Consider the following 15,513-nt stretch of genomic DNA (forward strand, 5'->3'; position numbering starts at 1 on the left):
ATTGTCCACCGCTATCCATGGAGATCAATCCGTACGAAGCGAAACTGCGCCAGTACAAGGCATTGGACGCAGTGCAGATGCAACGCGAGGCTCTGCCCCCCGATGACACGGCAGGCTGCCCTGGCTGTCCTTTCTACTGGACCTGTGACGTGCCGCATCGCGCCGACGATGTTCCAGCTCCTGAGGATATCGACCTCACTGCTGTCGCCGAGAGCACTGAGTCGCACCAGGGGGTAGGCCTGCCGCGGCGGGCCTACCGCCCTCGCGATGAAAGCGATATCGGGTACGAGGACATCTGGGAGGAAGACCACGACCACGACCACGACCACGACCACGACCACGACCACGACCACGACCACGACCACGACCAGCGTGCCGACGCTGCGGATGAGCGCAACTCAACCTCACAGCGTGGTCGTCGGTGGCCGTGGCGTCGACGGTAAAGCGTGAGACCGGCGATAAAGCGCCGTTGCGGATTCAATATGACGTGACCGTGGCACGCAAGAGTTTGTTCACCCTGCTGCCGAGCCCTACCCGGAACTGCGCGGATCGAAAACGGGGATGAAATGCTTTCAGTATCAACCCCGCGCCGCAGAACCCGTCCCCGCCAGCGACAATGATCGTTATAGCTCCCCATCCTCCGTATTCGTACAGACCTTGGATCGATACACATCTTCGGTATCGTTCTGCTGGGCTATCGACCGTCGGTAAGCATCCGCTTGAATCCCTCAGGCGTGGCACACGGGCGTGAACCGGCTCGCGCGTCTAACCTATTCCCACGGTCTGTGCTGGTCAAAGCTAAGCATCCGGGGATGAACTTGCCATGAACTTAAGGTGATACGACACATGGGCACTGCCTCCGCTACCTCGCCGTACCCGCTTCCACTACCCAATCTGACACACGCTATTGCGGTGATGGCGATTGTTAACCGTACCCCTGATTCGTTCTACGACCAGGGCAAAACCTGGGCGCTGAAGGCAGCTATCGACGCCGCGGTGAAGGCTGCATGCACCGGCGCCCAGATCGTCGATATCGGCGGGGTTCCCTTTGCGCCAGGGCATCCTCTGCCCGGAGACGACGAAGCAGACCGAGTTGAGCCCGTTGTTCGGGCTTTACGGGACCGGGATACACACGTGCTGATCTCCGTCGATACGTTCCACGCCAGTGTGGCGCAGCGTGTCCTAGCGGCAGGCGCCGACATTATTAATGACACCACCGGGTTGGCCGATCCTGAGCTGGCATCCGTGGTCGCCGAGTATGGGGCCTCCATTGTGCTCACGCACTCCCTAGCGTCTCCCCGCACGCCCTACCCGCGCCCCGTCTACGGCGACATCGTCACCGAGGTGCGGGATTTTCTGGAGACGCGAATCCAAACGGCGTTGGCGGCGGGAATTTCGGCTGATCGGATCATTATTGATCCGGGCCCGGACCTCAATAAGTCCACGGTGCACACGCTTGAGCTTTTACGCGGACTAGATCGGATCGCCGATCTGGGCTACCCCATGTTGGCGGCGCTGTCTCGCAAAGATTTCATCGGCGAAAGCCTCAGCCTGCCCAAGGAGGACCGGCTAATCGGGTCACTTGCCGCTGCCAGCCAGTGTGTCGAACGCGGCGCCCGCATCCTGAGGGTTCATGATGTCGCCGAAACATTGCAGTTCACCAGGATGATCGAAATTATGCGGGGTTGGCGCACCCCCAGCGGCCCGCTCGTGCATAACGCGAGCTAGCCGTCGCGGGGCGGAGCACCACTTGAGGGTGCTCCGCCCCGCGATCAACCGTTCCTATGAAGGTGGCGCTGGCAATCTCACCGATGCGCCCCTCTCCCTATATACCCGCGGAAAGGGGCGCTACCAGCGGGTCGCGTCAACGACGGCGAAGGCGCAGGGTCTTGATCTCGAACGGACGGAACGAGAGTGCGATCCCGTTCTCCGTCTCCTCGAGTCGGGTCCGATGCGCAGGGGCTGTCTCGGGGAAGTCCCGTTCGAGTAGATCCACAACCTTCGGGTCCGTCAGGCTATCGGCCACCGACACCAATGCCTGTGCCCTCGAGCCCTCGGACTCGTACAGGCGCAGCACCAGATCGCCGGAGCGGTCCTCGGCGAGCTTGATCGTCTCCACGATGACGGCGGGATGGCTGACGGAAACCAGCGGATGAGCCGGTGCCGCCGGGACCTGCTGTTGAGTGCCATCAGCGGGCTCGGGCAGAACCCGCACCGGAAGGTTCACCTGGTAACCCTCGGATACGGCGTCGCGGATTTCCGCACCCGGACGGATCGACACCGTCAGGGTGTAGCGCTTGTTGTCGGCACGCGGATCGGGATATTCAGGCGAGCGCACCAGGGTCAGGCGCGGAATCGTGGTTGAGCCGCCGTCCTCGGGCCGAGTGTGGCGCAGAACGTCGTGACCGTAGGTGGAGTCGTTGGCGATGGCCACCCCGTAGTCGGGTTCGCCCAGGTGCACCCAGCGGTGTGCACAGGTCTCAAACCGTGCGTAGTCCCACGAGGTGTTCACCGGCACCGGGCGTTTAATGTGTCCGAACTGGATTTCACTGGTCATATCGGCGGCACGCAGATCGAGCGGGAAGGCGAGCTTCAGAGCTTTCTTCTTTTCCTTCCAGTCGATGTCGTGCCGGATATCCAGGCTGCTGGCTCCACGACGCAGCACGTAGGTCTGCACGATGGTGGATTCGCCACCGGTGACACCACGGGTTGCTTCGCCCTCGGCGGTCGCCGTGCGGTAGGTGACAGCAACTCGCACCGCATCCTCGTCCTGCGTGGCTTCGATCGACACCGGAGTGGTGAGGTCACGCACCACGCGACGGTAGAACTCGTCGATGTCCCAGGCGTCCCAGGCGTTCGGGGTGTCGCGGTGCAGTTGGAGCAGGGCTCCTGCCGCTCCCGGTGCGATGGCCTCGCGTCCGGTATCCGCATCCACCAGGGACGAGATATTTCCGGCTGCGTCGATGACCGCGGTGACTAAGCCATTGCTGAGGGTCCAGGTGCGCCGTTCACCCTCGCCGCTTTCGGTGACGCGCAGGTTTGCCGTCGGATCGGTAGCTGCCGACGCCGCGCCAACGGCGTACGGCGCAATGTCGCCGCGGGCGACGGGGGCAGTGTTCACAATGCTGCCGGGAAGGCCAACCCCGGCTGAGCTCAGCGCGGCAAGTGCCGTCTCGATGATCCGTTCGCTGCGGGTGCGCACCGATTCGTAGTTGTGCTCGGCGTCCTTGTGTACCCAGGCAATCGATGAGCCCGGCAGGATGTCGTGGAACTGCATGAGCAAAACGTCGTGCCACATAGCTTCGAGCTCGTCATACGGGTACTCGAATGCCTCGGGGGCGCTGAGGCTCGCCAGGGACGACAAAAACTCGGCTTCGTGCAGCAGATGCTCGCTGCGCCGGTTGCCCTGTTTGGTGGACAGCTGCGCCGAGTAGGTGCCGCGATGCAGTTCGAGGTAAAGCTCACCGTTCCAGGTTTGAATCTCTTTGTATTCGTCGCGGGCGCGGGTGAAGAACTCTTTGGGGGTGCCGAATTCGACCTTGGGGCTGCCGTCGAGGTCCTGGGCGCGGCGTCCGGCTGCAATCTGTTCGCGGGTGGGGCCTCCGCCACCGTCGCCCCAGCCGAACAGGTCGATGCCGATGCTTGAGCGGCCTTTGTCTTTGAAGTTCTTTTCAAAGAACGCGAGTTCGGTGCCGGACAGCATGCCGTTGTAGGTATCGGCGGGCGGGAAGTGCGTGAACATTTCGGTGCCGTCGATACCTTCCCACCGGAAGGTGTGGTGGGGGAAGGTGTTGTACTGGTTCCAGCTGACCTTCTGGGTCAGGAAGAACTCATGCCCGGCGAGCGCTGTGATCTGGGGAAGAGCACCCGAGTAGCCGAAGGAATCCGGTAGCCAGGTTTCAGTGGTCTCTACGCCGAAGTTTTCCAGGAAGAAGCGTTTACCGGCGATGAACTGCCGAGCCATTGCCTCGGACCCTGGCATGTTGGTGTCGGATTCCACCCACATGCCGCCGACGGGGATGAACTGTCCGGCCGCTACTTTTTCCTTGATCCGCTCGAACAGCGCCGGATAGTGCTGTTTAATCCAGGCGTACTGCTGGGCGGACGAGCAGGAGAAGGTGAACTCAGGGTCGGCATCCATGAGGGCGCACACATTGGAGAATGTACGGGCGCATTTGCGGATGGTTTCACGTACCGGCCAGAGCCAGGCGGAATCGATGTGGGCGTGGCCTGTGGCGACGACGGTCAGCGCGGAGGATGCGGCGGGACGGCTGAGCGCGGGGCGCAGAGCATCGCGGGCCGCCTGGACGGTGCCGGACATGTCGTCGGGGTCGGCGATATCGCAGGCATCTTCGAGGGCACGCAAGATTTCGTGGCGGCGTGAGGAATGCTCGGGGAGGGCATCCATCAGTGTCTTCAGGGCCAGCATGTCTTGGTGTAGTTCCCAGATGCGCTTATCGCGGTGCGCTAGACGCAGCTCGGTGATCTCGTAGATCTCTTCGTCGGGGATGGTGTCGGGATCGCCGAGGGGGGTGGGGGCGAAGTCCCAGTTTCCGGCGACGGATGGGTTGGCGGCGCATTCGAGGTAGTAGTCGAGCTTTTCGCCCGGGCGCACCGGCAGGTAGTGGTTGTACGGGTTGATCGCTTTCACGGTGGTGCCGTCGGGGCGAAACACCAGGGCTTCGGCCTGGAATCCGGGCATGTTAGTGAAGGCGAGGTTGACTAGCAGTTCGCAGTCGGTGTCGTCCGTGGATGCCCAGTGTTCTGGAACGGTGCCGGTGACGTGCAACCACATGGTGCCCCATGGGCGGCCCCAGCGTGCGCCTACGGCAATGGGTTCGTAGGTAGCGGCGATAGCTTCACGGGGCGGGATCGGTTCTCCCGGCACCTGGTAGACGGCGAGGCTGACGTCGGCAAATTCGCGGTACGTCTTGCGTTCGACGTGGTCCCGGATGAAGCGTTGAATGCGTTCTTCAGTGATTTTGCGGTTTTCATGCATGGGGCGTCTCCTACGGGACGACGTCGTTGTGGTGCGTCGTGGATGGGCGTTTCGACGGTGGTGGAATGGTTGTTGGGGGTTCCTGCGAGTGGTGAATGGCTGCTGTTTTCGCGTCTGGTTCCGCACCTGAGTCGTGAGCGCTTGGTCAAACTTTTGGTTACGGAAACCGCCCGCTATTTTTGCCGGTGGAAAGCAGCTTCACCGGTTTATCTACCCTAACCCGGATTGGCGCCTCCACTCCACTCAGCGAGCCGGGACTTTTCTGTCGGCATCGGCGAAGCGACCCAGCACCTCGTCAGACAGCCGAGACCACAGGTGCTGGTGTATCTCCCCGAACGGTTGCTCGCCGAGGAAAGCACACGCCACCCCAGCCTCAGGATCCACCCACAGGAAGGACCCCGACTGACCAAAATGACCGAACGTGCCCGGGCTATTCCCCGATCCCGTCCAGTGCGGAGACTTCTGTGCCCGGATCTCCACCCCCAGACCCCAATCGTTATGTTCCTGGCGGCCATAACCGGGCAACACCCCTGGCAACCCCTCGAACACCACATGGGTGGCCAGACGGTGCAGCTGCGGTGAGACCAGCGTCGGGCACAGCAGTTCCCGTCCCAACGCGAGCAAATCCAACACACTGGCGCAAAACCCTGCCGCAGGAGACCCCTCAATCACCGCATCGGCCATCCCCAGAGGCTCTACCACCGTGCGTTCAATCCAATCCAGAGGGTCATACCCGGTGTCCGCCCCAATCTGATCACCCAAAATCTCAAACCCGCGGTTTGAATACGTCCGCCTCCGACCTGGTGCGCTCAAGACGTCGTCGGAACTAAACGCAAGACCCGCGGCATGGCTGAGCAGATGCCGCACGGTGGCCCCCGGAGGCCCAGCGGCAGCGTCAAGATCAAGCAGTTCCCGCTCCACCGCAATCCACGCGGACATCGCCGTGATCGGCTTGCTGACACTCGCCAGCGGATACGGCCTGCGCGGATCACCCAGTGTGCACCCGGTGCCGCGGGCATCGGTCACACCCAGGGCGCAGGAGAACGGAAACTCGTCAAAAACCGGGATCGAACTCACCGCTCCAGCATCCCACAATCACCGCTCCCACCGTCCGCCCACCAGCCAATCCACTACCCCCGACCAACTGTTCACCCCACTCTGTCGTCCGTCCCCGCCCGCGCCTCCGCACAGGTGAACGAGTCACCCAAGCTGGTATTCACGTGGAGTTACCCGGCGTTTTTCACAGGTTTATTACATGACCTCGACCTCGACACCATGAAGCGCTCGACCTTCTCGGATACGATGACCAGCGAGGAGATTGCCACAACCTTCGGATAGGAACCGGCGGGTAACGAGAGCTGAGGAAACGATCGTGGGATTTTTGGACCGGCTGGAACGCGGGCTCGACCGCGGTGTCACCAGCGTATTCTCACGCGGGCGCGGACAGATTAAGCCGCTCGACCTCGCCCAAGGACTGCGCCGTGAATGCGACGATCAGATCCAGGTCCTGGACCGGGATCGCACCCTAGCTCCGAACGTCTTCACGGTCTACCTGAACTCCGAAGACTACGACCGATTCGCTAGCTGGATCGACACCCTAATCGAAGAGCTGACCCGCCTCGTGGTCGAACACGTAGAGCGCCAGCGGTACACCCTGGTCGGCGCGGTCGCCGTGCACATCGAACGCGATGACGAAGTGCGCGCAGGCCGGTTTGAAACCGAGTCACGCACCGACAAGAACACTGGTACCCCCGCAACCTCATCCGCCGCTTCCGCTGCACCCGCCCCCAGCACCGATCCGATTATCGATATCGACGGACAGCAATACCTGCTCAGCGGCCCCGTCACCGTTATCGGAAGAGGCGGCGACTCCGACATTATTCTCGACGACAGCGGAGTCTCCCGACACCACGTCGAACTGCGGCGCGAGCGCACCGGACTCGTAGTCACCGATCTCGGGTCCACCAATGGCACGTTCCTCGACGGTGAACGCATCCGCACCCCCGTAAGTGCGCACGACGGTCAGCGCATCCGCATCGGCCGCACCACCTTGACCCTCACCCTTCCCACCCCGACGGCAGACGAGTGGTGAGGCCTTTCACTCATGAGTGAACTCACAATTATTCTGCTGCGTATCGGTTTCGTCGTCGCACTGTGGCTCTTTTTGTTCCTCGTGCTGGTGGTTTTGCGCAGCGACCTTTTCGGAACCGCGGTGGTTGCCCGAGGTCGCGCGGCGAATCGCAAAAATAGCCGTCGCGCAGAGTCCCGCAGTGAGACCAGCCGAACAGATGACACCCCCGCCTCTCGCACCGACCCCTCCGTGACCGCCCGCAACCTCGTGGTCACCGCTGGCCCATTGCGTGGCACATCACTGCACTTGCAATCCATGCCCGTCCTCATTGGCCGCGCCCCAGAATGCACCCTGGTTCTCGACGACGATTACGCATCTAATCGTCACGCGCGCGTGTTCGCCAAAGACGGCGAATGGTTTGTTGAGGACCTCGGTTCCACCAACGGCACCCTCTTAGCAGGTCGCCGTATCGATTCAGCAACCCTATTTAAACCGGGGGCAACCTTGCGCATTGGCCGAACAGAGATCGAATTGAGACGAGGACCTCGATGACCATCGCCCTGGACTATGCGGCACGGTCCGATGTCGGGCTCGTCCGGTCAAATAACCAGGACTCCGGATACGCAGGTAGTCACCTGCTCGTCATCGCGGATGGCATGGGCGGACACGCCGGCGGAGACGTCGCCAGCTCCGTCGCGATCGGCTACCTTGCCCACCTCGATTCGGAAACGCCCGCCACCGACATCGTGGCGGGTTTGGAGGAAACGATTCTCCAGGCCAACGACGCTATTTTGCAGCGTTCGCGGGAAGAACCTCAGCTGGCTGGGCTGGGAACCACGGTGACCGCGCTGCTGCGCAGCGAGGGTAAGTTCGCGCTCGCACACATTGGCGATTCACGGGCATATCTGCTGCGTGAGGGCCAGATGACCCAGGTCACCAAAGATCACACTTTTGTGCAGCGCCTCATGGATGAAGGGCGTCTGACCGAAGAGGAAGCCGAACGCCACCCCCAGCGTTCCGTGCTCATGCGAGTGCTCGGCGACGTCGACTCTGAACCGGACCTCGACCTCTCCCTGCGCCCGGCCCATCCGGGCGACCGCTGGCTGCTGTGCTCGGACGGCCTATCGGGCATTGTCTCCGCCGACACCATCGCTCACACGCTGACCAGTTACGACCAGCCCGGTGATTGCGCTGAGGCCTTAGTACAGCTTGCGTTAAAGGGTGGCGGCCCGGATAACGTGACCGTCATCGTCGCCGACGTCATAGACCTGGATGACATGCCCTCCGGGTATCCCACACCATCGACCACAGCCCAGGTCGTGGGGTCAGCCGCCCGCGACCGCAACCGTCCCACGGCCGCCACCGGACCTGCGGCCCGCGCTGCGGCACTGACCCGCCCCAACCCCGAGGTCCCTTTCGAGGACGAAGACTTCCAAGAAGATGAGCCGCCCCGCCGCACCCTGTGGCCACTGTTGGTGATTATTGCGCTTTTAGCCGCGGTTACCGTCGGGCTCGGGTGGCTCGGCTACCAGTGGAGCCAAAAACAATATTTCGTGGGCACCGACGGCGCCAATGTCGTGGTGTATCGGGGCATTAACCAGGACATTGGCCCGATCAGTTTGTTTGAGCCCGAGGTGGTCACGCCGGTGAAAGTGGCCGATTTACCACCCGTCTACCAAGAACGCGTCCGCTCCACCATCACCGCCCAGGACCGTGGCGACGCCGAACGCATTATTGCCAGTCTGAAAACGGAAGTGACCTCGCACGGCATTCCCACGCCGACCCCTGACGCCTCCGTAGATCCCACCGCAGATCCCAGCCCCTCCCCCGCCCAGCCTTCACCGCACAATCCGGGACCTGCCCCCGGGTCGAGCGGGGAGTGACCACACCATGGCGACAGTCCTCTCGTATGCCCCGCGCACCCGGCGCGCCACACATGCATTCCTGATGCTGTGTGCCGTTGCCATCGCCGTGGGCGCCCACATTCTGGTCGGCATCGGCCGATTCCAGCAGGTTCCAGACGACATCTGGATCTACGCCGGAGTGTTCCTGGCCTTCGGAGTGCTGCTGCATGTCATCGTTTGTTGGAAAGCACCGTATGCCGATCCCGTGATCGCCCCGGTCGCGGTCCTGATTAACGGACTCGGTGTGGCCTTAATTGCCAGCGTCGACGGCGCCCGGCAAGTCTTTGAACACAAAACCTTCGGCTACGCTGACCGCCAGCTCATGTGGACTGCCCTCGGGATCATCCTGTGCTGCGTCGTGATGCTGTTTTTACGCGACCACCGATTGCTTCGCCGGTACACCTGGATCTCAGCGCTGGCCGGAATCGCCCTGTTGTTGATGCCGTTGCTTCCGCTGATCGGCCACGAGGAAAATGGGTCCCGGATTTGGATCAAGATCGCTGGCTTCAGTTTCCAGCCCGGTGAGATCGCCAAAATCTGCTTCGCTATCTTCTTTGCCGGTTACCTCGTCTCTCGCCGGGATACCTTGGCACTGGCAGGCCCCAAGCTCCTCGGGATTCACTTCCCGCGGTGGCGAGACTTCGGCCCGATCCTGGTTGCCTGGGTCTTCGGTCTAGCCGTTTTAGTGTTTGAAACCGACCTCGGAACCTCCCTGCTGTTTTTCGGGTTGTTCGTTGCGGCGCTCTATATCGCCACCGACCGGCTGTCATGGATCATCATCGGCTTCGTGATGTTCGTGCCACCGGCAGTGTTCGCAGCCACCCACATCTCACATGTGCAGACCCGTATGACCTGCTGGATTGATCCGTTAGCGCGGGAAAATTACGACCGCTGCTACCAGGTCGCACAGGGCTTATTCGGTATGGCTAACGGCGGCATCACCGGGGCTGGACTGGGGCAGGGACGTCCGAATCTGGTTCCGTTCTCCTGGTCGGACTTCATTTTCTCCACCGCCGCCGAGGAATTGGGGCTGGTTGGAATCTTCGCGATTTTGATTCTGTACCTGGTGTTGATCGAACGGGCATTCCGCACCGGAGTTGGCATCTCGGACGGGTTCGGCAAACTCTTAGCGGGCGGTCTGGCGTTTGTGACCGCACTTCAGATCTTCGTAGTGATCGGTGGAATCACCCGCGTGATCCCGCTGACCGGCCTCACGTTGCCGTTTATGGCAGCGGGTGGATCTTCACTAATCGCCAACTGGATGATTATCGGTCTGCTGCTGCGCATGTCCGATTCCTCGCGCAGGCCCGACCCTAAACCCGTCTCTCCGGACGACCCCGCAGTGCAAGCAGCTCTCGCCGCCCAAAGCCTGACCCCACCACCGGCTGGGGTGAAGGCAGCATGAACAAGACCCTGCGCCGAGTGTCAGTGGTCGTCACTGTCATGTTTTTGCTGCTGTTTGGTTCCAGCACCTATTTCCAGGTGGTGAACCAGAACACGCTCAACCAGGATGGACGCAATGTCCGGGCCCTGTACAACGAGTATGGAAAGCATCGCGGACCGATCGTGGTCGCGGGGCAATCCATTGCTTCATCGGTCAAGGTGGATGATGTCTACGGATATCAACGTACCTACACGGATGGGCCTCTCTACGCTCCCGTCACCGGCTACTACTCGGTGGTGTACGGGTTCTCCGGCCTGGAACGCACCCTGAACGACACCCTGTCCGGTGATGCAGATGCCCTGTTCTACCAGCGCATTTCCGACGTTCTCTCGGGTAAGCAGGGACAGGGCGCAACCGTTGAGCTGAGCATCGACCCCGCCGCGCAGAAAGCCGCGTGGAACGCGCTAGGTGATCATCGTGGCGCCGTGGTCGCACTGGACCCCTCAAACGGCGCTGTGCTCGCCATGGTGTCAAAGCCGTCCTACGATCCAAACCAGTTGGCGAGCCACGACGTCAAAGCCGTCCGGGAGGCGTGGAAAAAGCTCAACGCCGACCCCAACAAACTGCTGGTAAACCGCGCCATTGCCGGCGACCTATATCCGCCCGGTTCTGTGTTCAAACTGGTCGTAGCATCCGCCGCCCTCAAAACTGGCCACTACACCAAGGACAGTCAGATTCCCGGACCCGGCAGCATGGTGCTGCCCGGGACGAAAACCACGCTGACAAACCATCCCCGGGGTGACGCCTCACCGTGCGGTCCCGACGGCAACTCAAGCCTGCTCGATGCCATCCGCCAGTCCTGCAATACCTCGTTCGCTCAGCTCGGGCTATCCCTTGGCGATCAGGCACTTACCAACGAAGCGAAGAGCTTCGGATTCGGACAAGCGCTGAAGATTCCGCTCGGGGTCACGCCGTCGTCCATCGGAACCGGACTCAACCAGTCACAACTCGCGATGAGTTCCATCGGCCAATACGAAGACCGCGTCACTCCCCTGCAGGTGGCGATGATCTCAGCCGCTGTCGCAAACGACGGCGTGGTGATGAAACCGCAGCTCGTATCCGCAATACGGACCAGTGACCTGCGCGAAATTGATGCACTTGCGCCCAAGGAACTCTCGCAGCCCCTCTCTGCGGCCAATGCCGCTCAAATGCGCGACATGATGGTCGCCACCGTGAAAGATGGCACCGGCACCGCGGCTCAGATCAAGGGCGCTGAGGTCGGCGGTAAAACCGGCACCGCCGAGTGGGGAGCAGGCCGAACCCCGCACGCTTGGTTCACCGGGTACGCCAAGAGCGGTGACCGTAAAGTTGCGGTCGCCGTGGTTGTGGAAGAAGGCGGATATGGCGGCGATGCAGCGGCTCCTGTGGCCCGCGACGTGATGAAGGCGGTGCTGAAGAAATGAGAACGCGCGAAGGCCTGATCCTCGAAGATCGCTATCGTCTGGTCCGGCTGATTGCCACCGGTGGCATGGGGCAGGTGTGGGAAGGTGTCGACCAAGACCTCGAACGCCCCTGCGCCATTAAAATCTTGCGCGAAGAATACGCGGGAGATCCCGGGTTTCTCGAACGGTTCCGTGCTGAGGCACGCCACACCGCAGCGTTAGCACACGATGCCATCGCGGCGCTGTATGACTACGGCGAAGCCGACGGCCGCGCCTACATTGTGATGGAGCTCGTTCCGGGCCGTCCCCTAGCCGACATCATTGAAGAAAACCCCGATGGCCTGCCGGAACGGCGAGTCCTGGATGTTCTCATTCAGCTTGCCCGAGCTTTAGAAGCCGCACATGCAGCGGGGGTCGTGCACCGCGACGTCAAGCCCGAAAACATTCTGGTTGATGACGAGAATAACTGGGCCGTAAAGATCACTGATTTCGGGATCGCCCGCAGCGCAGAACAAGCCCGCCTGACGAAATCTGGCTTGGTGATGGGCACCGCCCAATATCTGTCACCCGAGCAGGCAATGGGTAAGCAGGCCACCTCCCTGTCCGATATTTACGCTCTTGGGATCGTGGCTTTTGAGATCCTCTCCGGCCATCGACCGTTCACTGGGTCTAGCCAGGTCGAGATCGCGATGGCGCAGGTGAAACAGAAAGTTCCGCCGCTTCCCGACAAGGTTGACCCGGATCTGCGCACCCTGGTTGAGATGTGTCTGGCAAAAGCTCCGGCCAACCGTCCCCGGTCCGCAGCCTCCGTTGCCAGAGTGTTGGAGTCTATCCGCCGCGGCGAAACCCCGCGCTTTACCACGGGTTCTTTGCCCGTCTCCTCACCGCGTGACGCGTCACGACCTGCGCAATCGCCGGCCCGCACCGCTGCCCGGCCTGTCCCTGCTACCTCGCCGACCGGAACCCGCACCGCCGCCATGCCATTGCCCACCGCCGACAAGCCGCGGAACATGCGCCATCGGAGCGTCCGCCGTCCGGTACCGGTGCGCGGATTCTCTACCTCGACCTCCGCTAAGGATCGTCGGGCGCTTTCGAGCACCCACCCGGCATCCAATCCGGCCCACCCAGCACCCACAGCGAGTACGGCACCAAACCAGGGCGCACAGCGTGGAACGCTCGCCAGAAGCGGGCATGCTTCTGCCCAGGCGCAGGATACTGGTCGCGCCTCGTCCCCGGCAGGACCAGGGGCGACTGGAAACCCCCAGCACTCCTCGCTGCCACCGCAAACGGGCACCAGCGACCTTTGCGAAGCATCCTCGCCAAGGCCCCAGGGCACCTCCACCGGCCGTCGCCTCGGGCGATGGACCTTCCCGGGAATCGTTTTAGTGGTTCTTCTCGTGGCCGCCGCTGTGGTGGGCATCCTGACGGCCACTCGTACCATCTCTTTAGGAGCACCGGTACCGGGTGCAGTGACGGGCACTTCGGTGTACGCCAGCACCTCCGCAATATTCAGCGCGCCCGCCCCCGTGGCGGCTACGACCCGCAGCGACGATGACCAGGTTATGCCCGGACACCGTGCAGCTCACAGGTTGCGCGCCATTAGTATGGATCGATTAGTCACGACGCCGCACGGCATGAGGACGGAACAGCACAGTGAGTGATACCCCCATAGTCCTGGGAGGACGCTACGAGCTCGGAAAGATGCTCGGCACGGGCGGCATGGCCGACGTCTTCCTCGGCAAAGACACGCGCCTGCACCGCACGGTTGCGATTAAGATTTTGCGCTCTGACCTGGCGCGAGACGAGAACTTCCAGGAGAGGTTCCGCCGAGAGGCCCAGAGCGCAGCGGGACTGAATCATCCCACCATCGTCGGCGTATACGACACGGGAGAGGACCACCGCACAGACCACACGGGGCGGGACGTCTCGATCCCCTACATCGTGATGGAATATGTGCAAGGGCACACCCTGCGGGAACTGGTGAATCCCGACGATCCGCTGAGCGTGGATAAAGCAGCCGAAGTTATGGGGGGTGTGCTCTCGGCGCTGGAATACTCACACCGTTCAGGGATCGTGCACCGCGATATTAAACCGGGCAATGTGATGATGACACCCGCCGGTGAAGTCAAAGTCATGGACTTTGGCATCGCACGCGCGGCGGACGCCACCAGCGGTATGACCGCCACCCAGACCGTCATGGGCACCGCCCAATACCTCTCTCCTGAGCAGGCCCTCGGGGAGACCGTCGATTCCCGCTCCGATATCTACTCCGCCGCCTGTGTTCTGTACGAGCTGCTGACAGGACGTCCCCCGTTTACCGGTGACTCCCCCGTTTCCATTGCGTACCAGCACGTACGCGAACCTGTTCTGCCTCCGAGCCACTTCAACCCGAAGGTGCCCCCGGCGATGGACCAGGTGGTGCTCAAGGGGCTCGCCAAGTCGCGCGATGACCGCTATCAGTCGGCGGCCGAGTTTGCCCGTGACATCGCTAATGTCATCGCTGGCCGCCCCACAGCTGCGGCTCTTGGCGCCGCTGAAGCGGCAGGAGCGGGTCCAGATGACGCCACCCAGGTGCTCGGACGCGTGGCTGGCGCTACGGCCGCGACCACGGTGCTTCCCAACGGCAGCGCACCCACGCAGGCTCTATCCAGTCCTCATAAACCTCAGCCTGCCACCCGTCCGGCTGCGGCGCCGTCCCCATCGGGTCATCGCGCCGATGCAGACCGGAAGAAACGCAAGGCGTGGCCGTGGATCCTGCTAGCCGTTGTGATCGTGGCTATTTTGGCACTGGTCGGTTTCCTGTTTATCGGCGGTGGCTCACAGTCGGTGGCGGTTCCCAATGTGGTGGGGATGACCCAAGCCGATGCCCGCACCGCGCTGAATAAGGCTGACCTCAAAGCCCAGTTCCAGGAGATTCCCTCCACCGATGTTGAGCAGGGCAAGGTGATTTCAACTGACCCGCCCGCCGGCCAGAAAGCCGATGCCGGTTCCACCGTCAAGGTCAGTATTTCCTCGGGTCCGGATGCGGTGAAGGTTCCGGATCTCTCCGGAAAGACCAGTGACCAGGCTCAGCAGATGCTGGCCCAAGCCGGGTTGAAGATCGGCACGGTGAAGGAAGAAGACTCCCCCGGGACGAAGGCGGGTGAAGTTATCCGGTCTGAGCCAGCCGCAGGCACCCAGGTTCAGCAGGGCTCCCAGGTCAACATCCTGATCGCGTCCGGGCGGATCCCGGTACCGAACGTGGTCGGGCAGACCCAGGCCAGTGCCGAAGCCACCTTGAAGAACGCCGGATTAAAAGTGCAGGTTGTTCAGAGCCAGAGCAGCGATGAAACCCCCGGTCAGGTAGTGGCGCAAAACCCCGATGCATCTAACGGCACCACCGTGAAGATTGGGTCCACTGTTCAGATCACGGTGGTTGTCGAACCGAGCGAAGTCACCATGCTCAACTACGTTGGGAAGAACGCCGACGATGCGATTTTGAGTCTGCAGCAGCTCGGGTTCGGGATCCAGCGCCAGGAACAGTATTCAGCCTCGGTGCCGTCGGGTCAGGTGATTTCGACCAACCCTGCGGGTGGAACGAAGGTGAAACCGAACAGCACTGTGACCGTGGTGATCTCGAAGGGAGCCTGGGGCAGCCCCAGTGCCACCCCGACTGCGACCCCGAGTTCTCCCTCGGCTGGACGCCGCAATGGTCAGGACTAGGGCCATTACGA

General features: G+C 62.1%; 12 protein-coding genes. 10 read left to right on the forward strand and 2 right to left on the reverse strand.

Annotated features, from left to right (window positions below; translation table 11 throughout):
- Window positions 1-17 precede the first annotated feature (17 nt).
- Together BN1724_RS12890 and folP are read left to right on the forward strand one after the other, a co-directional pair.
- Window positions 18-443: a hypothetical protein gene (locus tag BN1724_RS12890; RefSeq protein ID WP_197671761.1), complete on the forward strand. Its 426-nt coding sequence runs from the start codon at window positions 18-20 to the stop codon at window positions 441-443.
- Between the two features lie 403 nt (window positions 444-846).
- A complete protein-coding gene (gene folP, locus BN1724_RS06055; protein ID WP_058234635.1) occupies window positions 847-1,728 on the forward strand; it encodes a dihydropteroate synthase in 882 nt (293 codons plus the stop codon).
- A gap of 136 nt (window positions 1,729-1,864) precedes the next feature.
- On the opposite strand, the gene BN1724_RS06060 is transcribed toward folP, so the two are convergent.
- The gene (locus BN1724_RS06060) at window positions 1,865-4,999 is read right to left on the reverse strand and encodes an alpha-mannosidase (RefSeq protein WP_058234636.1); all 3,135 of its coding nucleotides are present in this window, start codon (window positions 4,997-4,999) and stop codon (window positions 1,865-1,867) included.
- 243 nt (window positions 5,000-5,242) lie between these two features.
- On the reverse strand, window positions 5,243-6,076 hold the full coding sequence (locus BN1724_RS06065) for a serine hydrolase domain-containing protein (RefSeq protein ID WP_231928170.1): 834 nt from the start codon (window positions 6,074-6,076) through the stop codon (window positions 5,243-5,245).
- Window positions 6,077-6,190: 114 nt separating this feature from the next.
- Here BN1724_RS06065 and BN1724_RS12895 point away from each other — a divergent pair, with 114 nt between their 5' ends.
- The 8 genes from BN1724_RS12895 to pknB are packed head-to-tail and all read left to right on the forward strand — an operon-like array spanning window position 6,191 to window position 15,502.
- Window positions 6,191-6,337, forward strand: a complete 147-nt coding sequence (locus BN1724_RS12895) for a hypothetical protein (RefSeq protein ID WP_157085787.1) — start codon at window positions 6,191-6,193, stop codon at window positions 6,335-6,337.
- A 34-nt stretch (window positions 6,338-6,371) separates the two neighbouring features.
- Window positions 6,372-7,091 (forward strand): FhaA domain-containing protein, encoded by a 720-nt coding sequence (locus BN1724_RS06070; protein WP_058234638.1) that lies wholly within the window; start codon window positions 6,372-6,374, stop codon window positions 7,089-7,091.
- A 12-nt stretch (window positions 7,092-7,103) separates the two neighbouring features.
- On the forward strand, window positions 7,104-7,622 hold the full coding sequence (locus BN1724_RS06075) for an FHA domain-containing protein FhaB/FipA (RefSeq protein WP_058234639.1): 519 nt from the start codon (window positions 7,104-7,106) through the stop codon (window positions 7,620-7,622).
- Window positions 7,619-8,953: a Stp1/IreP family PP2C-type Ser/Thr phosphatase gene (locus BN1724_RS06080; protein WP_058234640.1), complete on the forward strand. Its 1,335-nt coding sequence runs from the start codon at window positions 7,619-7,621 to the stop codon at window positions 8,951-8,953. Before BN1724_RS06075 ends, BN1724_RS06080 begins: the two co-directional genes overlap by 4 nt.
- 7 nt (window positions 8,954-8,960) lie before the next feature.
- Window positions 8,961-10,379 carry an FtsW/RodA/SpoVE family cell cycle protein gene (locus BN1724_RS06085; RefSeq protein WP_058234641.1) on the forward strand — a complete coding sequence of 473 codons (1,419 nt, stop codon included), beginning with the start codon at window positions 8,961-8,963 and terminating at the stop codon, window positions 10,377-10,379.
- Window positions 10,376-11,821 (forward strand): peptidoglycan D,D-transpeptidase FtsI family protein, encoded by a 1,446-nt coding sequence (locus BN1724_RS06090; RefSeq protein ID WP_058234642.1) that lies wholly within the window; start codon window positions 10,376-10,378, stop codon window positions 11,819-11,821. The genes BN1724_RS06085 and BN1724_RS06090 overlap by 4 nt, the downstream gene beginning before the upstream one ends.
- Entirely contained in the window at window positions 11,818-13,461 is a 1,644-nt protein-coding gene (locus tag BN1724_RS06095; protein ID WP_084252812.1) for a serine/threonine-protein kinase, read from the forward strand. Before BN1724_RS06090 ends, BN1724_RS06095 begins: the two co-directional genes overlap by 4 nt.
- Window positions 13,454-15,502, forward strand: a complete 2,049-nt coding sequence (gene pknB, locus BN1724_RS06100; protein ID WP_058234643.1) for a Stk1 family PASTA domain-containing Ser/Thr kinase — start codon at window positions 13,454-13,456, stop codon at window positions 15,500-15,502. Before BN1724_RS06095 ends, pknB begins: the two co-directional genes overlap by 8 nt.
- Window positions 15,503-15,513: the final 11 nt, after the last annotated feature.

The sequence above is a fragment of the Devriesea agamarum genome, from assembly GCF_900070355.1.
GTDB classification, from domain to species: domain Bacteria; phylum Actinomycetota; class Actinomycetes; order Actinomycetales; family Dermabacteraceae; genus Devriesea; species Devriesea agamarum.